Here is an 18,013-nt window from a genome sequence, read left to right as displayed (position 1 = left end):
GCTCAGGCCGGGTCGGGGGGCAGGGCGTCGGCCAGCGGCACGGCCGGCACGCCGTGGGCGGCCGCCACCTCGGGTTGGACGACATGCCCGGCCGCGACGTTGACGCCCGCCGCGAGCGCGGGGTCGGCGGCGACGGCGGCGGCCGGCCCGCGTTCGGCGAGGGCGAGCACGTAGGGCAGCGTGGCGTTGGTGAGGGCCCGGGTGGATGTGTTCGGCACGGCGCCCGGCATGTTGGCCACGCAGTAGAAGATCGAGTCGTGGACCCCGAACACCGGGTCGTCGTGGGTGGTCGGGCGGGAGTCGGCGAAGCAGCCGCCCTGGTCGATGGCGATGTCCACCAGCACCGAACCCGGTCGCATCCGGGAGACGAGGTCGTTCGACACCAGGGTCGGCGCCTTGGCGCCCGGCACCAGCACGGCGCCGATGACGAGGTCGGCCCACAGGCAGGCGCGTTCCACCTCGTAGGCGTTACTCGTGATGGTCTGCAGGTGACCGCGGTAGCTGAAGTCGATCTGGCGCAGCCGGTTGATGTTGGTGTCGAGCACCCGGACCTCGGCCTGGAGCCCCACCGCAATGCCTGCGGCGTTCATCCCCGAGACCCCGGCCCCGATCACGGCCACCTTCCCCGCGGGGACGCCCGAGACGCCGCCCAGCAGCACGCCTCTACCGCCCTCGGTGCGTTGCAGGTGGTGGGCGCCGACCTGCGGCGCCATCCGGCCGGCCACCTCGCTCATGGGGGCGAGCAGCGGCAGCGACCCGTCCGGCAGCCGCACGGTCTCGTAGGCGACGGCGGTGGCCCCGGCGGTGACGAGCGCGTCGGTGCACTCCTTCGAGGCGGCGAGATGCAGGTAGGTGAACAGCACCTGGCCTGCGCGCAGGCGGTGGTACTCCTGCGGGACCGGCTCCTTCACCTTCAGCAGGAGCTCCGCCGCACCCCAGACCTCGTCCGGGTCGTCGGTGATACGGGCGCCGGCTGCGCGGAACTCCTCGTCGGGCAGGCCCGCGCCCGCCCCGGCGTCGCGTTCGATGAGCACGTCGTGGCCGCGGCTCGTCAGCTCCTGCACGCCTGCCGGTGTGATCGCCACCCGGTACTCGTGGTTCTTGACCTCGCGCGGGACGCCTACCAGCATCCGCGGATCCTGCCCTACTCGGTGCCTGCCGTCATGGCGAGCAGGTCGCCCACGTGGGCGATCTCGTTGACCGTCCGCACCACCCGGCGGCCGTCGCGGCCGGCGAGGACCCGGGTGATCCCGGTGTAGTCGAGCGGGAAGGTCAGGGGACGGGCCAGGCCCAGCAGGTGCGCGAGCCACGTGTTCACCACGCCGGCATGGGCGACGGCCACGGCCGTCCCGCGGCCGGGGTGCGCGGCGATGATCCGCTCGAACGCGCCGTCGACCCGGGCGGTGAACGCCGGGACGTCGACGTGGGCGGGCAGGAGGCCCGCGAGCATCCGTTCCCACGCGGCCGGGTCGAGCCGGGCCATCTCGTGGACGGGTACGTAGTGGTCGGAGTCGGCGTCGTACTCGCGCAGGTCCTCGACGATCTCCGGGTCCCGCCCGAGCGCGGCGGCGAGCGGGGCCGCCGTGCCCCGCGCCCTGGCCAGCGGGCTGACGTAGAGACCCTCGACGCGGTCGGCCGCCAGCGCGTCGACGAGCCGTGCGGCCTGGCGCTCCCCCAGCTCCGTCAGCGCGGGGTCGGCGGGGCCGCCCGGTCGGTCCGACTGCGCCGCGTCGGAGGCGTGGATGCGTTCCGGCAGCGCGTGCCGGACGAGGACGAGCTGCACGCGGTCAGTCCCGGACGTGCTCGGCGTGGCCGGCCGCCCGCAGTGCGCTGCGCAGCTTGTCCGCGTGGGCGTCCTGCTCGGCGGCGTCGACGGTCTTCGCCGCGTTGGCGAAGTCAAAGGCCGCCATGTCCCACGCCGGGAACACGTGCACGTGCAGGTGCGGCACCTCGAAGCCCGCCACGAGCAGCCCGACGCGCGGCGGCTGCCACACCTCCTGCACGGCGGCGCCGATGGCCCGGCTGACGCTCGTGAGGTGGGCGAGCAGGCCGGGATCGGCATCGACCCACTGGTCGACCTCCTCGCGCGGCACGACCAGCGTGTGGCCGGGGCCGAGCGGGTTGATGGACAGGAAGCCGACCGCGCGGTCGTCGGACCACACGAACCGACCGGGCAGCTCACCATCGATGATCTTCGTGAAGACGGTACTCATCACATCCGACACTAGCGCCTGGGCGGAGGCGTCCTAGGCTCGGAGCATGGCTCGGACCATCGCAACGAACACCACCGTCGACCGTGACGAGCTCCTCACGTTCGTGCGGTCGCGCCACCACATGATCCTGCTGACCCCGCGCAACGACGGCGGCTGGCAGGGCTCGCCCGTCACCGCCGGAGTGGACGCCGAGGGCCGGATCGTCGTCGCCACCTATCCCGAACGGGTGAAGTCGACCAACGTCGCCCGGCACGGGAAGGCCTCGGTCGTGGTGCTGTCCGACGACTTCAACGGCCCCTGGGTGCAGGTGGACGGGGACGCCGAACTGATCACCCTGCCCGACGCTCTCGAACCGCTGGTGGACTACTTCCGCTCGATCTCCGGCGAGCATCCCGACTGGGACGAGTACCGCGCCGCCATGACCACGCAGGGCAAGGCCCTGATCAGGATCACGCCCACTCGATGGAGCCCCGTCGCCACGGGTGGGTTCCCCGCGCACCTGGGATGACGCTGCGCCCGCCCCGCAGGCGCCACTCGGGGCACGAACGCTGCATCGGGCGGGTTACCGGGTTACCCCGGTAACCTCTGCCCGACGGAGCGACGCCGCCCCGCGGACAGCAAGATCGAGTACGGACGGCCGCGGCCGATCAGTTGATCACGAAACACCGGAGGAATTCATGCGGCCGTGGCCAGGTCACGCCTATCCGATGGGCGCCACCTACGACGGCTCGGGCACCAACTTCGCGATCTTCTCCGAGGTCGCGGAACGCGTCGAGCTCTGTCTCTTCAGCCCTGACGGCGAGGAGGAGCGGGTCCGGCTCGTCGAGGTGGACGGCTTCGTCTGGCACGGGTACCTGCCCAACGTCGAACCGGGCCAGCGTTACGGGTACCGGGTGCACGGTCCCTACGACCCCGCCAACGGCCTGCGGTGCAACCCGAACAAGCTGCTCATCGACCCGTACGCGAAGGCGCTCGACGGCCCCGTGGAGTGGGACGAGGCCGTGTTCGGCTACCCGTTCGGCGACCCCGACGCCCGCAGCGACACCGACTCCGCGAGGTTCGTGCCGAAGTCGGTGGTGGTCAACCCCTTCTTCGACTGGGGCACCGACCGCTCCCCGCGCATCCCGTACCACGAGACGGTGATCTACGAGGCCCACGTCAAGGGCCTCACCATCGCGCACCCCGAGATCCCCGAGGAGCTGCGCGGCACCTACACCGGGCTCGCCCACCCGGTGATGATCGACCACCTCAAGACCCTCGGTGTCACGGCCGTGGAGCTCATGCCGGTGCACGAGTTCCTCAACGACCACCACCTCGAGGAGAAGGGGCTGTCGAACTACTGGGGCTACAACACCATCGCCTTCCTCGCCCCGCACCACGCCTACGCGATGCCGGGGCTGCGCCCGGGCAACCAGGTGCAGGAGTTCAAGGCGATGGTGCGCGACCTGCACGACGCCGGCATCGAGGTGATCCTCGACGTGGTCTACAACCACACCGCCGAGGGCAACCACATGGGCCCCACGCTGTCGATGCGCGGCATCGACAACGCCGCCTACTACCGCCTCGTCGAGGACGACCAGCGGTACTACATGGACTACACGGGCACCGGCAACTCGCTCAACGTGCGCAACCCGCACACCCTGCAGCTGATCATGGACTCGCTGCGGTACTGGGTCACCGAGATGCACGTCGACGGCTTCCGCTTCGACCTCGCGTCCACCCTCGCCCGCGAGTTCTACGACGTCGACCGGCTGTCGGTGTTCTTCGACCTCGTCCAGCAGGACCCGGTGATCAGCCAGGCCAAGCTCATCGCCGAGCCGTGGGACGTCGGTCCCGGCGGGTACCAGGTGGGCAACTTCCCCCCGCTGTGGACCGAGTGGAACGGCAAGTACCGCGACACCGTGCGCGACTTCTGGCGGGGCGAGCCCGGCACGCTCGGCGAGTTCGCCTCCCGGCTCACCGGCAGCTCCGACCTGTACCAGGAGGACGGCCGCCGCCCATTCGCGTCGATCAACTTCGTCACGGCGCACGACGGCTTCACCCTCGCCGACCTCGTCTCGTACAACGAGAAGCACAACGAGGCCAACCTCGAGGGCGGCAACGACGGCGAGAGCCACAACCGCTCGTGGAACTGCGGGGTGGAGGGCCCCACCGACGACGCCGCGGTGCTCGACCTGCGCGCCCGCCAGCAGCGCAACTTCCTCACCACCCTGATGCTCAGCCAGGGCGTGCCGATGCTGCTGCACGGCGATGAGCTGGGCCGCACCCAGGGCGGCAACAACAACGTCTACTGCCAGGACAGCCCGATCTCGTGGGTCGACTGGTCGCTGGCCACCAAGAACGCGGGCCTGGTCGGGTTCACGGCCGGGGTCGTCGCGCTGCGCAACGCCCACCCGGTGTTCCGGCGGCGCCGGTTCTTCGCCGGCAGGCCGATCCGGCCGCGCCGCCGCGGCGCCGACCCGTTGCCCGACATCGCCTGGTTCCAGCCCTCGGGCGAGGAGATGAGCGAGCAGGACTGGGACTCGGGCTTCGGCAAGTGCGTCACGGCGTTCCTCAACGGCGACGGCATCACCGAGGCCGACACCCGCGGCGAGCGGGTCACCGACGACTCGTTCCTGCTCTGCCTCAACGCCCACCACGAGGACATCGAGATCACCCTGCCCGGCCCCGAGTACGGGTCGCTGTGGGCGGTGGTGGTCGACACCGCGGCCGGCGAGGTGATCACGCTGTCCACCGCTCCCGGTGTGGTGGCGGCCGAACCGCCCACGGTCCGGGGCGGCGCGGTGCACACCGTGCCGGCGCGGTCGGTGCTGGTCCTGCAGCGACTCGAGAACACGGGCGCATGACCGGATCGGCTCCGCAGCACTCGTCCGTCCCCTCCGCCACCTACCGGCTGCAGTTCTCGAAGGACACCACCTTCACCGACGCCGTCGAGCTGCTGCCCTACCTCGACACGCTCGGGGTCGGCGCTCTCTACGCCTCACCGCTGCTGGAGTCCGGTGCGGGCTCCAACCACGGCTACGACGTGGTCGACCCCACCCGGGTCTCGGCGGAGCGGGGCGGGGAGGAGGGCCGCCGCGCGCTCGTGGCAGCCGTCCGGGAGCGAGGCCTGCAGTTCGTCCTCGACATCGTGCCCAACCACGTCGGTGTCGACGTGGCGAAGGCCAACCCGTGGTGGTGGGACGTCCTCACGCACGGCCGTGGGTCCCGCTACGCCGGCCACTTCGACATCGACTGGGACGCCGGGCCGGTGCTCCTGCCGATCCTCGACGCCGACGAGGAGAAGGCGGTCTCGGAACTGGCTCTCTCCGAGGACCGCTCGGAGCTGCGCTACTACGAGCACGCGTTCCCGGTGGCTCCGGGCACGGGCGAGGCCGGGTCGCCGCAGGAGGTCCACGAGCGCCAGCACTACCGGCTCGTGTCCTGGAAGCGCGGCGCCGCGGAGCTCACCTACCGCCGGTTCTTCGACGTGTCCACGCTGGCCGCGGTGCGCGTCGAGATCCCGGAGATCTTCGAGGACACCCACCGGGAGGTGCTGCGCTGGGTCGACGCGGGTGAGGTCGACGGCATCCGGGTCGACCACCCGGACGGCCTGTCCGACCCGGGCGCCTACATGCGCAGGCTGCGGGCCGCGATCGGGCCCGACCGTTGGCTGCTCGTGGAGAAGATCCTCGGGGTCGGCGAGGAACTGCCGGCGTCGTGGCCGGTCAACGGCACCTCGGGGTACGAGGCGCTGCGCGAGATCCAGGGAGTGTTCGTCGACCCGTCCGGCGGCGGGCTGCTCACCCAGTTCGCGGCCGAGCACGTGGGCCGCAAGGAGTCGCTGCACGCGGCGGAGCACGCCGCGCGCCGCGAGATCACCGACACCATCCTGGCGGCGGAGGTGCGGCGGATCGCCGCGCTCGTGCCCGTCCCGGAGGCGGCGCCCTCCACCGACGAGGAGCCCGGCGAGGCGGCCGACCGCGTACGGGCGGCCGTCGCCGAACTGCTCTGCGGCTTCCCCGTGTACCGCAGCTACCTGCCGGAAGGTCGCTCGGCGCTGGAGACGGCCGTCTCGGTGGCCCGCACCCACCGCCCCGACCTCGCCGACGTGCTGGCCAGCATCCGCAAGGCCATGCTGGCCGAGCCGCAGGGCCTGCTCGCCACCCGCGTCCAGCAGACGTCGGGCATGGTGATGGCCAAGGGCGTCGAGGACACCACGTTCTACCGCTGGAACCGGTTCGTCGCGCTCAACGAGGTGGGCGGCGACCCGTCCCGTTTCGGGGTGTCGCCCACCGAGTTCCACGGCGCCATGGCGGCCAGGGAGGCGTCCTGGCCGGCCACGATGACCACGCTGTCCACCCACGACACGAAGCGCTCGGAGGACGTCCGCGCCCGGCTCGCGGTGATCGCGGAGATCCCGGGCGAATGGGTGGAGCGGGTGCGCCGCTGGGCGGCCGCACATCCGCTGCCCGACCGGTCGCTGGATCTGCTCGCCTGGCAGAACCTCGTGGGAGCGTGGCCGATCTCCGCGGAGCGGTTCGCCGGTTACCTCACCAAGGCCTCGAAGGAGGCCAAGCTCGTCACCAGCCACGTCGACTCCGTGGCGGAGATCGACGAGGCGATCGCCGCGTGGCCCGCGCAGGTGCTGGCCGATGCCGACGTTGTGGCCGAGATCGAGGAGTTCGTCGCGCGGATCAGCGTCCCCGGCTGGTCCAACTCGCTGGGGCAGAAGCTGCTGCAGATCGCCGGACCGGGCGTGCCGGACGTCTACCAGGGCACCGAGCTGTTCGAGTACTCCCTGGTCGACCCGGACAACCGGCGCCCGGTCGACTGGGCGGAACGCCGCGGCCTGCTGGCCCGCCTCGACGAGGGCTGGCTGCCGGACGTGGACGCGTCCGGAGCGGTGAAGCTGCTGGTCACGGCGAGTGCGCTGCGGCTGCGCCGCTACCGGCCCGAGGTGTTCGCGGGCTACCGGCCGCTGCACGCCGAGGGTCCGGCCGCCCACCATGCGGTGGCGTTCGCCCGCTCGTCGTCGCTGGTGGCGGTGGCCACGCGGCTTCCGGTCGGCCTGGCCGCACGCGGTGGCTGGGACGACACGGTGCTCCCGCTGCCGGAGGGGGTCACCGACTGGCACGACGTGATCACCGGGGCCGCCGTCGACGGTTCCGCGCCGTCGCTGGCCCGGGTGCTGGAGCGCTATCCGGTGGCGTTACTGGTGCGGCCGGCATAGCTCGGCTCCTGGCCCGGCGCCGGCCCGGCGCAAACGTGTGAGCGGGTTGTGGTGCATCACATCGTCACGCCGGGCGCGTCGGGACGGCGCCCGGCAGGATCATTCCTCGTGACCGATTTCGCCGTATGGGCACCGCATCGCGACCAGGTCCGGGTCCTGGTGGACGGTGCCGCGCACCCCATGTCCTCCGACGGAGCGGGATGGTGGCACGCCACCGTCGAGGACGCGGGCCCCGGCACCGCCTACGCCTTCCTGCTCGACGACGACGAGACTCCGCTACCCGATCCGCGGTCCCGCTGGCAGCCCACCGGCGTGCACGGCGCGTCCCGCGTGTACGACGACTCGGGGTTCTTCTGGACCGACCAGTCCTGGACCGGGCGGCAGCTGCCGGGCAGCGTGCTCTACGAGCTCCACATCGGCACCTTCACCCCCGACGGCACGTTCGACGCGGCGATCGAGCGGCTCGACCACCTCGTGGCGCTCGGTATCGACATGGTGGAGGTGCTGCCGGTCAACGCCGTCGACGGGCCGCGCAACTGGGGGTACGACGGCGTCGGCTGGTACGCGGTCACCGAGAACTACGGCGGCCCCGACGCGTTCAAGCGGTTCGTCGACGCCTGCCACGCCCGTGGCCTGGGCGTGGTGCTCGACGTCGTCTACAACCACCTCGGCCCGTCCGGGGCCTATCTCGACCGGTTCGGCCCGTACTTCGCCGGCAGCAACATCTGGGGCCCGTCGGTGAACCTGGACGGCCCGCACTCCGAGCAGGTGCGCCGCTTCGTGATCGACAACGCCCTGATGTGGCTGCGCGACTTCCACGTCGACGGGCTGCGTCTCGACGCCGTGCACGCCCTGCGCGACACGCGCGCCAGCCACGTGCTCGAGCAGCTCTCGGTCGAGGTCGAGGCGCTGTCCACCCACGTGGGCAGGCCGTTGTCGCTGATCGCCGAGTCGGACCTGAACGACCCGCGCATGATCACCGCACGGGAGGCCGGCGGCTACGGCCTGCACGGGCAGTGGACCGACGACATCCACCACACCCTGCACACCGCGCTCACCGGGGAGGCTCAGGGCTACTACGCCGACTTCGCCGCCGCCGGCCTGACCGGCCTGGCGCACGTGTTCACCCGGGCCTTCCTCCACGAGGGCACGTGGTCGAGCTTCCGGCAGCGCAACCACGGCGCCGCGGTCGACACCCGCCGCATCCCGGGCCACCGCTTCCTGGCCTACCTGCAGAACCACGACCAGATCGGCAACCGGGCCACGGGTGACCGGCTCACCGAGACCCTCTCCCCCGGCCTGCTCGCCTGCGGCGCCGCACTGGTGTTCGGCTCGCCGTTCACGCCCATGCTGTTCATGGGCGAGGAGTGGGGGGCGCGGACGCCGTGGCAGTTCTTCTCCCACTTCCCGGACCCGGCACTGCGGGACGCCGTGCGCGAGGGACGCACCGCCGAGTTCGCCGACCACGGCTGGGGGGAGGACGTCGCAGTGCCCGACCCGAACGCCGAGAGCACTTTTCTCGACTCGAAACTGGACTGGGACGAGGCGGCGAGCGAGCCGCACGCGACGCTGCTGAAGGTGCACCGGGAGCTGATCGCGCTCCGCAAGGCGTGGCCCGAGCTGTCCGACCCGTGGCTGGACGAGGTCGAGGTGGACGTCGACGAGGCGGTGCGCACCGTCGTCCTGCACCGGGGGCGCCTGCGGGTGGCGTGCAACCTCGGGGGCGACGCCGTCACGATCGCGCTGGGCACCCCGGTGGCCCGCATCCTGCTGGCCTCCGAGCCGGTGGAGGGGGAGGCCGACGCACTGAGCCTGCCGCCCGAGTCGTTCGCGATCGTGCAGCTGTCCTGAGGCCGGCCGAGCCTCAGGCCGCGGCGGCGAGCAGCGCCGCCGCGGCCCGGCGGGCCTGCTGCGCCGCGCGTGGCTCCGGGAGTACGGCTGCCGCGGTCATGGCCCCCTCGGCGAGCAGCAGCAACTGCTCGGCGACACCCACGGGGTCGGGCCCGTCGAGGCCGCGCGCGAGGCCGATGAGGTAGTCCCGGAACAGTTCCTTGTGCCGGCGCACGGCGGCGAGCACCAGCGGGGCGCTCCCGCCCACCTCCCCGAATGCGTTGATGAACGCGCACCCCCGGAAGTCCGGCTCGGCGAACCACAGGCCGAGCCAGTCGAAGACGGCGAGCAGCTGGTCGCGTGGGCTCCCGCCGCTGTGTGCCACGTGGTCGGCGAGCCGCCCGCGCCAGCGCTGGTCCCGCGCGTCCAGGTAGGCCGCGACGAGGTGCTCCTTCGACGGGTAGAGCTGGTAGAGCCGTTTGAGCGAGACGCCGGCCGCTGAACGGACCTCGTCGATGCCCACGCCGTTGATGCCGCGGGCGTAGTACAGCGCCTCCGCCGCGGCCAGCAGCCGCTCGGCGTCACTGCGATTCACGCCACTCCCCCACCCCGCCGAGAACGTACGTTCTCTACGCTACCCGAACCGGAGAACGATCGTTCTCCCCATCTGTACGAGGAGTGCGCCATGGCCGGTCGCCCGCCCTTCCCGCCGTTCGACGCCGGGACAGCCGCACAGAAGGTCCAGGCCGCCGAGGACGCCTGGAACACCCGCGATCCCGAGCGCGTGTCGCTGGCGTACACCGAGGACTCGGTGTGGCGTAACCGGGACCGGCACGTGCAGGGCCGGGCGGACATCGTCGCGTTCCTCACGGAGAAGTGGGAGCACGAGCTCGACTACGCCCTGCGCAAGGAGCTGTGGTCGTTCACCACCGACCGCATCGCCGTGCGATTCCAGTACGAGTGCCACGACGCCGCGGGCCAGTGGTACCGCAGCTACGGCAACGAGCTCTGGGAGTTCACCGAGGACGGCCTGATGCGGCGCCGGGAGGCCAGCATCAACGACCGGCCGATCTCCGAGTCGGAACGCCGCATCTTCGGCCCCCGTCCCGAGGACGAGCGCGGAGTGCCGTTCCCCGTCTGGTGACGGCCCCCTGTTGACCACCGTCGGTGGGCGCTGCCGGAGGGCGCGCCCACCGACGGGTACTCAGAGCAGTCCGAGCTTCTGGACGGCGTCGCGCTCCTCGACCAGCTCGGCCACGGACGCGTCGATCCGCGTGCGGGAGAACTCGTTGATCTCCAGCCCCTGGACGATCTCCCAGGCGCCGTTCCTCGACGTGACGGGGAACGACGAGATGATGCCCTCCGCGACCCCGTAGGAGCCGTCGGACGGGATGGCGGCGGAGGTCCAGTCGCCCTCCGGGGTGCCGTTGACCCAGTCGAAGACGTGGTCGATGGCCGCGTTGGCCGCCGACGCCGCCGAGGACGCCCCACGGGCCTCGATGATCGCCGCGCCGCGCTTGGCGACCGTGGGGATGAAGTCGTCGCGCAGCCAGGACTCGTCCACCTGCTCGGCGGCGATCTTGCCCCCGACCTCGGCGTGGTAGAGGTCCGGGTACTGGGTGGCCGAGTGGTTGCCCCAGATCGTCAGCTTCGTGATCTCGCCGACCGGCACCGACAGCTTCTTCGCGAGCTGGGCGACGGCGCGGTTGTGGTCGAGGCGGGTCATCGCGGTGAATCGCTCGGCGGGCACGTCCGGGGCGGCGGCCTGCGCGATCAGCGCGTTGGTGTTGGCCGGGTTGCCGACCACGAGCACGCGGATGTCGTCGGCGGCACCTGCGTTGATGGCCCGGCCCTGCGGCGCGAAGATCCCGCCGTTGGCCTCCAGGAGGTCGCCGCGCTCCATGCCCTTCGTGCGGGGGCGGGCTCCGACGAGCAGCGCGACGTTGGCACCGTCGAACGCCGCGGTGGCGTCGTCGGTGATGTCGATGCCGGCGAGCAGCGGGAACGCGCAGTCGTCGAGCTCCATCGCGGTGCCCTCTGCGGCCTTCACCGCCTGGGGGATCTCCAGCAGGCGCAGACGAACCGGAGTGTCCGGCCCGAGCAGCTGCCCGGAGGCGATCCGGAAGAGCAGCGCGTAGCCGATCTGGCCGGCAGCTCCGGTGACGGTGACGGTGACGGGGGACGAGGTCGCAGACACGCTGGCAGGCTAGCCCCGTGCCGCCCCCGGCGCCGCGACGGGGAGCACGTTCCGGGGCGGAGTGCGCAGCGGCACACCCGCACCGGCGCTACGTCGGAAGAAGGACCGATCGCCCGCCGATCGATGGAAGCGGTCGATGATCTGTCCGTCTTATCCTGATTCTCGTGACTGCCGCCGCGCCGCCGCCCACCGACCCCGGAGCGACGCCCACCACCGCACGCTCCCTCGCCCCGGACATCGCGCGGGGCGCCATGTTGCTGCTCATCGCGCTGGCCAACGTCCACCTCTACGTCTACGGGCACCCCATCGGGATACGTGCCTACCCGCGCGACGTCGACGGGCCGGATCAGGTGGTGGCGCTGCTGCAGGTGATGCTCGTCGACGGTCGCGCCTACCCGTTGTTCGCGCTGCTGTTCGGCTACGGGATCGTGCAGCTGGCCTGGCGTCGCAGCGCCGTCGGGCTGCCGGCTCCCGCCGTGACGAGGCTGGTGCGGCGGCGCGGTGCCTGGATGATCGTCATCGGCCTGGCCCACGGCGTGCTGCTGTGGTCGGGCGACATCATCGGCGCGTACGGGCTGCTGGCGGTGCTGATGGCCGGCCTGCTCGTCCGCGGCACCGATCTCAGCCTGCTCGTCACCGCCACCGTCGGGGTGGTACTGGCGAGCATGGTCTACGCCCTGACCGGGCTGACGATGCCGGGCGAGCAGCAGGTGCTCCTGCAGTCCATGACCATGGAAGATCCGGGCAATGCCTTGATCTCCCGAGCCGTGGAGTGGGCCAGCTTCGGCTTCCTCACCCAGGCGTTCCCGGTGTTCGGGGCAGTGGCCCTCGGGGCCTGGGCCGCCCGGCGCCGGTTGCTCGACGAACCGGAGCGGCACCGCCCGCTGCTGGTGCGCGTCGCCGTTTGCGGGATCGGGGCAGCGATACTGCTCGGGCTGCCCCTGGCCCTGATGATCGCGCAGCTGTGGACAGCACCGCCGCTGGTCGCAGTGCTGCTCGCGGGCGCGCTGCACGCCCTCGGGGGATACGCCGGTGGGGCCGGGTACGCGGCGGCCTTCGGCCTCCTCGCGATCCGGGTGGCCCAGCGGGGCGGCCCGGGCCCGGTCACCCACGCCCTGCAGGCGTGCGGCCAGCGGTCGCTGTCCTGCTACCTCGCCCAGTCCGTCGCGTTCGTGGCGCTGCTGCCCGCCTGGACGCTGGGGCTCGGCGACGACGCCCAGCTGTGGCAGGCGGCGCTGGTGGCCGCGGGGGCGTGGCTGGTGATCCTGCTGGTGGCGGTGGCGTCGGACCGGGCGGGCTACCGCGGCCCGGCGGAGATCCTGCTGCGCAGGCTGACCTACGGCCCACGCCGGTCCCACGCGGACCTGACCGCGCACACCTGATCGTCACCGTGCACACGTCAGGACGTGTGCACGGTGACCACGGGGTGTGCGCGGTACGAAACGGGACCGCAGCGGTGAGGGCGGGGCTACCGTCTCCCGGGTGAGCCGCGCGCAGCCGCCGTCCGACCCGAGCGGTCCCGAGGGTCCCGACCGTCCCCCGTCGTGGATGGGCGCCCCCGGCTACTCGCCCTACCGCGACGACCTGCCTCCGCACGCCCCCATGCCCGGCGCCCCGCCCTACCCCGCGGCGCAGGAGCATCCGCCGCCACCCGTCGGCCGGCCGGCGGCGCACACCGGGATCCTGGCGGCGCTCGGCGCGGCCGCCGTCTGGGCCGGTGTGAACGTGGTGCTGGTCCTGGTCGTCGCCGGTGCGCCGGCTGCGGGCTCGGACGTCGCCCGGCTCGTCGGCGCACTGCTCGTCCCCACCCTCATCGCCGCGCTCGTGGTGTGGCTGGTCGCCCGCCACCGGGCGTGGTCCTTCTGGCTTCTGGTGCTCGCCGCGGCGCCCGTGTTCTGGGTGCTGCGGGCACTGAGCACGCTGTTCGGCGTGTGATCGCCGGTCAGCCCCGGTAGGGGGCCAGCCCGTCGCGCAGCAGGTCGAAGGCGTGGTCGGCCTCGGCGAGAGCGTCCGGCGCGCGGCCGTCGGCGCTCATCCCGCCCATGATGTGGGCCTGGTTGGCCTGCGCCAGTGCGCGCTGCACGAGCAGGATCTGCCCCGCGCCCAAGCGGGCCGTGACCTCCGCGAGCGGCCCCGGTTCCGGCGTCGTCTCCCACAGCGCGGCGGCGAGCGCCGCCTCGCCTGCCGACACGTAACGCCCCACCGCGGACTGCACGGCAGGCGACTGGGTGAGCCGGTAGAAGGCGACGACCTGAGGGTGGTCGCAGAGCCCGGTGATCGGGTCACGGCTCGCGAGACCGGCGCGCAGGTGCCGGTGCAGCGCGTCGAGCGGCGCCTCGCCCGCACTCCGTCCCCGGACGACCCGCGCGGCCTCGGTCTGGTGGTCGGCGATGCGGTGCAGGACCAGGTCGTCCTTCGTGGGGAAGTACGCGAACAGCGTGCGCTTGGACACCTCGGCCGCCGCGGCGACGTCGGCGACGGACACGGCGTCGTACCCGCGCTCGAGGAACAGCGTGATCGCCGCTTCCGAGATGGCCTTCCGGGTGCGGAGCTTCTTGCGTTCCCGCAGCCCACCCGTTCCGTCCATACCGCGACCTTATACCGAGTTGATTCTTGCACTCAGTCTACTTATGCTCCCGGTGTGAAAATCGATGCGCAGCCTGATCCCGACGTCCTGGTGATCGGCGGAGGGCCCACCGGCCTGACGCTCGCCGCGGAGCTCGCGCTCGGCGGGGTCTCCGTCACCGTTGTCGAACGCCAACAGACACCGAGCGGGCAGAGCCGGGGCGGCGGCATCTCGGCACGGACCTGCGAGGTCCTCGCGATGCGCGGACTCCTCGACGCCACCGCCGACCGGTCGCTGACGCGCGACGGAGCCGGCGGCCACTTCGCCGGCCTCCCCGTCCCGCTCGACGCCCGGCCGTGGCGTACCCGCCACCCCGACGGGCTCCTGATCCCGCAGGACCGCATCGAACAGATCCTCGAGGCCCGCGCTCGCGAGCTGGGGGCCACCGTGCTGCGGGGCACGGAACTCACCGGGCTGACCACCGGTGACGGCGTGACCGCCACCCTCGCCGGTCCGGACGGTGTCACGGTGCTGCGCAGCAGCTACCTGGTGGCCTGCGACGGCGCCCACAGCTCGGTGCGCAAGCTGACCGGGGTTCCGTTCCCCGGCCGGGCGGGCACGATGGCCGCGGTGAGCGCCGACATCGAACTGGCGGCGGCGTCCGAGTCGGTGCCCCGAACGCTCGGCCACATCAGCGGGCTCACGCGCCAGGTCGGCGGCGTCTGGATGCTGCTGCACCCCCTGGGCGACGCGACGGACCCGGCGACGCCCTACCGCGTGGTGTTCGCCGGCCCGGAGCAGGCCACGTTGCCGCGGGAGGCACCGGTGACGGCCGCCGAGGTGGCCGCGGCGCTCACGGCGGTGCACGGACCGGAGACGCGGCTGAGGCGGCTGCGCTGGGGCAGCCGGTTCAGCGACGCCTGCCGCCAGCTGACCGACTACCGGCACGGGCCCGTGCTGTTCGCGGGCGACGCCGCGCACATCCACACCCCCGTCGGCGGCCAGGGGCTCAACCTCGGGGTGCAGGACGCGATGAACCTCGGCTGGAAGCTCGCCGCGCAGGTACGGGGCGACGCGCCCGACGGGCTGCTCGACAGCTACCACGCCGAGCGCCATCCGGTCGCCGCCCGCGTCCTCGCCGGGACGCGCGCCCAGAGCCTGGTGATGAGCCCGCCGCCCGACGCCGACGACGTCCGCGCACTCCGCGACATCATGATCGACCTGGCCCGGTTGCCCGACGCCAACCGCTACCTGGCCGGGATGATGTCGGGGCTGGACCTGCGCTACGACCTGGGCGACCCGGATGCCGCGGACGACCCGCTGGTCGGGAGGCGGATCGTCGACCTGTCCCTGGTGACGGCCGACGGGCCGACCACCGTCAGCACCCTGCTGCGCTCCGGCCACGGGCTCCTCCTGGAGCTCGGCCCACCCTCGGCGCGACCCCCGTACGTCCATCCCCGGGTCGATGCCGTCGTGGCCCGCGCCGTCGACTCGCCCGTCGGCAGCACGCTCGGTGCGGGGCCCGGCATCGACCGGGTGCTGGTCCGCCCGGACGGTTACGTCTGCTGGGCCGGCGCCGGTCCCGACGCCTCACCCGAGGCCGCGCTGCGGCGCTGGTTCGGGACCGCCGCCGTACCGCTCACCCCGTCCGGCGCCGGGAGCTGATCACCCCGGTGTCGAACCCCGCGATGTGCAGGCCACCGTGGAAGCGCGCGTGCTCGACCTTGAGGCACCGGTCCATGACGACCTGGAGCCCGGCGTCCTCCGCGCGCCGCGCCACGTCCTCGTCGAACAGCCCGAACTGGAGCCACAGCGTGCGCACGCCGCCGCCGAGCGCGAGCACCTCGTCGAGCACACCGGGGACGTCCTCCAGGCGGCGGAACACGTCCACCAGGTCGGGAACCACCGGCAGGTCGGCGAGACTCTTGTACACGGGACGGCCGAGGATCTCCCGGGCGTTCGGGTTGACGAAGTAGACGTCGAAGCCGGTGCTCGCGAGCAGGTACGTGGCGACGAAGTTGCTCGCCCTCGCCGGGTTCGGCGACGCCCCCACCACGGCGACGGTGCGGGTCTCGCGCAGGATCTGCTGCCGCCGAACGGCGGACGGGTTCTCCCAGGTCATGACTCCCCCTTCGATGCCGCGGACAGGGCCTGGTCGAGGTCCCACAGGATGTCCTCGACGTCCTCCAGCCCGACGCTGATCCGGACCAGGTCCGGCGGCACACCGGCGTCGCGGAGCTGGTCGTCGGTGAGCTGCTGGTGGGTGGTGGAGCCGGGGTGGATGACGAGCGTCCTGGCGTCGCCGACGTTGGCGAGGTGGCTGCACAGCTGCACCGACTCGATGAACCGCTGCCCCGCCTCGCGCCCGCCCTGCACGCCGAACGAGAACACGGCACCCGGTCCGAGCGGCAGGTACCGGGCTGCCCTGGCGTGATGGGGGTGGTCGGGGAGCCCCGCCCAGCGGACGTAGGACACCCGCGGATCGGCGTCGAGCCACTCCGCGACGGCCCGCGCGTTCACCATGTGCGCCTCCATCCGCTGCGGCAGCGTCTCCACGCCCTGGATGAGCAGGAACGCGCTGTGCGGCGACAGCGAGGCACCGACGTCGCGCAGCTGCTCGGCACGAAGCTTGGTGAGGAAGCCGAACTCCTGGAAGTTGCCCCACCAGTTCAGGCCGCCGTAGGACGCGACGGGCTCCGTCATCTGCGGGAAGTTGCCGTTGCCCCAGTTGAACCGGCCGGACTCGATCACCACCCCACCCAGCGTGGTGCCGTGCCCGCCGAGGAACTTCGTCGCCGAGTGGATCACGATGTCGGCGCCGTGCTCGATCGGGCGGCACAGGTACGGGGTGGCGAGCGTGGCGTCCACGACCAGCGGGATGCCCGCGGCATGGGCGACGTCGGCGAGGGCGGCGATGTCCGCGATCTCCCCGCCCGGGTTGGAGACCATCTCGGCGAACAGCAGCTTCGTGCGGGGCGTGATCGCGGCGGCGAAGGCGTCGGCCTCCCCACCGGGTACGAACGTCGTCTCCACCCCGAACCGCCGCAGCGTCACGTCCAGCTGCGTGATCGTGCCGCCGTAGAGCCCGGCGGCCGCGACGATGTGGTCGCCGGCCCCGGCGAGGCAGGCGAACGTCAGGAACTCCGCCGCCTGGCCGCTGGAGGTGGCGACCGCTCCGATCCCCCCGTCCAGGCTGGCGAGGCGTTCCTCCAGCACCGCCACCGTCGGGTTGGCGATCCGGCTGTAGATCAGCCCGTACTTCTGCAGCGCGAACAGGCTCGCCGCGTCGGTGGTGTCCTCGAACACGAAGCTCGTGGACTGGTAGATGGGCACGGCCCGGGCGCCGGTGGCAGAGTCGGGCACGTGCCCCGCGTGCACCGCCCGGGTGCGGAAGCCCCAGGTGCGGTCCTGATCACTCATACCGTCCATCCTGCCCCGCGGGGCCGCGGTCAGCCGAGGTGCTCCCGGAAGAACGCGCCGATCCGCCGGTGCGCGTCCTTTCCTGCGGTGACGGTGATCTCGGTCTGCACCGAGTGACGCGAACGATCAGCGCGGCGGCAGCGGATCGTCCGCGCCGATCACGGCGGCGGTGAACCACCGGTCGTCGGCGAAGGCGTCACCGTCGTCGACGAGGTAGTCGGGCCTGCGCCTCTCCTCGTCGGCTCGCCCGGCCGAAGCCGCCGTCAGCGGCGGGTACATGCCTGGTTGCGCGGTGGTCGCGACGCGGGCCGCAGCGCCGCGTGGTGCGGGCTCGGTGGCTGCGGGCCGTTCCCCGCCCGGCGCCCGGGATTCGCCTGCGGCCCGGTTCCCGCCCGGGGGCGGCAGGCGACGCTCCTCGTCGGTGCGCGGCCACGAACCGGTCGCACCGCCGTCGCGGCCCGGCTGCTGGGGGACCAGGTCCCGCCAGCTCGGCACGGTTCCCCCGCGGGCCGGGGGCCCGGGGACGACGGGGCGGACGCCGCCCACCCCCGGCCGTGCGCCCCGTCGTCCCCGGG

16 protein-coding genes and 1 pseudogene are annotated in these 18,013 nt (G+C 72.5%); 8 read left to right on the top strand and 9 right to left on the bottom strand.

Features of this window, described 5'->3' with window-relative positions:
* Positions 1-2: 2 nt before the first annotated feature.
* The 3 genes from ald to HF577_RS30860 are packed head-to-tail and all read right to left on the bottom strand — an operon-like array spanning position 3 to position 2,213.
* Entirely contained in the window at positions 3-1,130 is a 1,128-nt protein-coding gene (gene ald, locus HF577_RS30870) for an alanine dehydrogenase (protein ID WP_169399520.1), read from the bottom strand.
* Positions 1,131-1,144: 14 nt separating this feature from the next.
* Positions 1,145-1,783 carry a histidine phosphatase family protein gene (locus HF577_RS30865; protein ID WP_169399519.1) on the bottom strand — a complete coding sequence of 213 codons (639 nt, stop codon included), beginning with the start codon at positions 1,781-1,783 and terminating at the stop codon, positions 1,145-1,147.
* 4 nt (positions 1,784-1,787) lie between these two features.
* The gene (locus HF577_RS30860) at positions 1,788-2,213 is read right to left on the bottom strand and encodes an HIT family protein (RefSeq protein ID WP_169399518.1); all 426 of its coding nucleotides are present in this window, start codon (positions 2,211-2,213) and stop codon (positions 1,788-1,790) included.
* 46 nt (positions 2,214-2,259) lie between these two features.
* Here HF577_RS30860 and HF577_RS30855 point away from each other — a divergent pair, with 46 nt between their 5' ends.
* The 4 genes from HF577_RS30855 (at position 2,260) to treZ (ending at position 9,276) form a co-directional block, all read left to right on the top strand.
* The gene (locus tag HF577_RS30855) at positions 2,260-2,721 is read left to right on the top strand and encodes a PPOX class F420-dependent oxidoreductase (protein WP_169399517.1); all 462 of its coding nucleotides are present in this window, start codon (positions 2,260-2,262) and stop codon (positions 2,719-2,721) included.
* A gap of 169 nt (positions 2,722-2,890) precedes the next feature.
* Entirely contained in the window at positions 2,891-5,059 is a 2,169-nt protein-coding gene (gene glgX / locus HF577_RS30850; RefSeq protein ID WP_169399516.1) for a glycogen debranching protein GlgX, read from the top strand.
* Entirely contained in the window at positions 5,056-7,425 is a 2,370-nt protein-coding gene (gene treY / locus HF577_RS30845; protein WP_169399515.1) for a malto-oligosyltrehalose synthase, read from the top strand. The genes glgX and treY overlap by 4 nt, the downstream gene beginning before the upstream one ends.
* A 108-nt stretch (positions 7,426-7,533) precedes the next feature.
* The gene (treZ, locus tag HF577_RS30840; protein WP_169399514.1) at positions 7,534-9,276 is read left to right on the top strand and encodes a malto-oligosyltrehalose trehalohydrolase; all 1,743 of its coding nucleotides are present in this window, start codon (positions 7,534-7,536) and stop codon (positions 9,274-9,276) included.
* 13 nt (positions 9,277-9,289) lie between these two features.
* On the opposite strand, the gene HF577_RS30835 is transcribed toward treZ, so the two are convergent.
* Positions 9,290-9,850, bottom strand: a complete 561-nt coding sequence (locus tag HF577_RS30835; protein ID WP_169399513.1) for a TetR/AcrR family transcriptional regulator — start codon at positions 9,848-9,850, stop codon at positions 9,290-9,292.
* A 90-nt stretch (positions 9,851-9,940) separates the two neighbouring features.
* Between HF577_RS30835 and HF577_RS30830 the strand changes: the two genes are divergently transcribed.
* The gene (locus tag HF577_RS30830; RefSeq protein ID WP_169399512.1) at positions 9,941-10,399 is read left to right on the top strand and encodes a nuclear transport factor 2 family protein; all 459 of its coding nucleotides are present in this window, start codon (positions 9,941-9,943) and stop codon (positions 10,397-10,399) included.
* Positions 10,400-10,459: 60 nt separating this feature from the next.
* On the opposite strand, the gene HF577_RS30825 is transcribed toward HF577_RS30830, so the two are convergent.
* Entirely contained in the window at positions 10,460-11,452 is a 993-nt protein-coding gene (locus HF577_RS30825; RefSeq protein WP_169399511.1) for a malate dehydrogenase, read from the bottom strand.
* Between the two features lie 164 nt (positions 11,453-11,616).
* On the opposite strand from HF577_RS30825, the gene HF577_RS39935 reads away from it, so the two are divergent.
* A complete protein-coding gene (locus tag HF577_RS39935) occupies positions 11,617-12,834 on the top strand; it encodes a DUF418 domain-containing protein (RefSeq protein WP_312859487.1) in 1,218 nt (405 codons plus the stop codon).
* 100 nt (positions 12,835-12,934) lie between these two features.
* Positions 12,935-13,387, top strand: coding sequence for a hypothetical protein (locus tag HF577_RS30815; protein WP_169399510.1), 453 nt, complete (start codon positions 12,935-12,937; stop codon positions 13,385-13,387).
* Between the two features lie 7 nt (positions 13,388-13,394).
* On the opposite strand, the gene HF577_RS30810 is transcribed toward HF577_RS30815, so the two are convergent.
* Complete coding sequence (locus HF577_RS30810; protein WP_169399509.1) at positions 13,395-14,039, bottom strand: TetR/AcrR family transcriptional regulator; 645 nt, start codon at positions 14,037-14,039, stop codon at positions 13,395-13,397.
* 54 nt (positions 14,040-14,093) lie between these two features.
* On the opposite strand from HF577_RS30810, the gene HF577_RS30805 reads away from it, so the two are divergent.
* Positions 14,094-15,683 (top strand): FAD-dependent oxidoreductase, encoded by a 1,590-nt coding sequence (locus tag HF577_RS30805; RefSeq protein ID WP_312859486.1) that lies wholly within the window; start codon positions 14,094-14,096, stop codon positions 15,681-15,683.
* On the opposite strand, the gene HF577_RS30800 is transcribed toward HF577_RS30805, so the two are convergent.
* From HF577_RS30800 to HF577_RS30790, 3 genes and pseudogenes are all read right to left on the bottom strand, one after another.
* Positions 15,658-16,140, bottom strand: a complete 483-nt coding sequence (locus tag HF577_RS30800; RefSeq protein WP_169399508.1) for a CoA-binding protein — start codon at positions 16,138-16,140, stop codon at positions 15,658-15,660. The two genes, HF577_RS30805 and HF577_RS30800, sit on opposite strands and share 26 nt — an antisense overlap.
* Positions 16,137-17,438, bottom strand: coding sequence for an O-acetylhomoserine aminocarboxypropyltransferase/cysteine synthase family protein (locus HF577_RS30795; protein WP_169399507.1), 1,302 nt, complete (start codon positions 17,436-17,438; stop codon positions 16,137-16,139). The genes HF577_RS30800 and HF577_RS30795 overlap by 4 nt, the downstream gene beginning before the upstream one ends.
* Positions 17,439-17,564: 126 nt before the next feature.
* Positions 17,565-18,013, bottom strand: a pseudogene (locus tag HF577_RS30790) (hypothetical protein); the annotation flags it as partial.

Origin of the sequence: Pseudonocardia xinjiangensis (assembly GCF_012911925.1) — a bacterium.
GTDB classification, from domain to species: Bacteria; Actinomycetota; Actinomycetes; order Mycobacteriales; family Pseudonocardiaceae; genus Pseudonocardia; species Pseudonocardia xinjiangensis.
The sequence above is the reverse complement of the archived record's forward strand: the minus strand, read 5'-3'. Positions and strand labels throughout refer to the sequence as shown.

Coding starts and splice junctions, on each gene's coding strand:
- HF577_RS30860 (WP_169399518.1), bottom strand. CDS start 2,213: ATGAGTACCGTCTTCACGAAGATCATCGATGGTGAGCTGCCCGGTCGG.
- HF577_RS30800 (WP_169399508.1), bottom strand. CDS start 16,140: ATGACCTGGGAGAACCCGTCCGCCGTTCGGCGGCAGCAGATCCTGCGC.
- HF577_RS30855 (WP_169399517.1), top strand. CDS start 2,260: ATGGCTCGGACCATCGCAACGAACACCACCGTCGACCGTGACGAGCTC.
- glgX (WP_169399516.1), top strand. CDS start 2,891: ATGCGGCCGTGGCCAGGTCACGCCTATCCGATGGGCGCCACCTACGAC.
- HF577_RS30830 (WP_169399512.1), top strand. CDS start 9,941: ATGGCCGGTCGCCCGCCCTTCCCGCCGTTCGACGCCGGGACAGCCGCA.
- treY (WP_169399515.1), top strand. CDS start 5,056: ATGACCGGATCGGCTCCGCAGCACTCGTCCGTCCCCTCCGCCACCTAC.
- HF577_RS30795 (WP_169399507.1), bottom strand. CDS start 17,438: ATGAGTGATCAGGACCGCACCTGGGGCTTCCGCACCCGGGCGGTGCAC.
- HF577_RS30810 (WP_169399509.1), bottom strand. CDS start 14,039: ATGGACGGAACGGGTGGGCTGCGGGAACGCAAGAAGCTCCGCACCCGG.
- ald (WP_169399520.1), bottom strand. CDS start 1,130: ATGCTGGTAGGCGTCCCGCGCGAGGTCAAGAACCACGAGTACCGGGTG.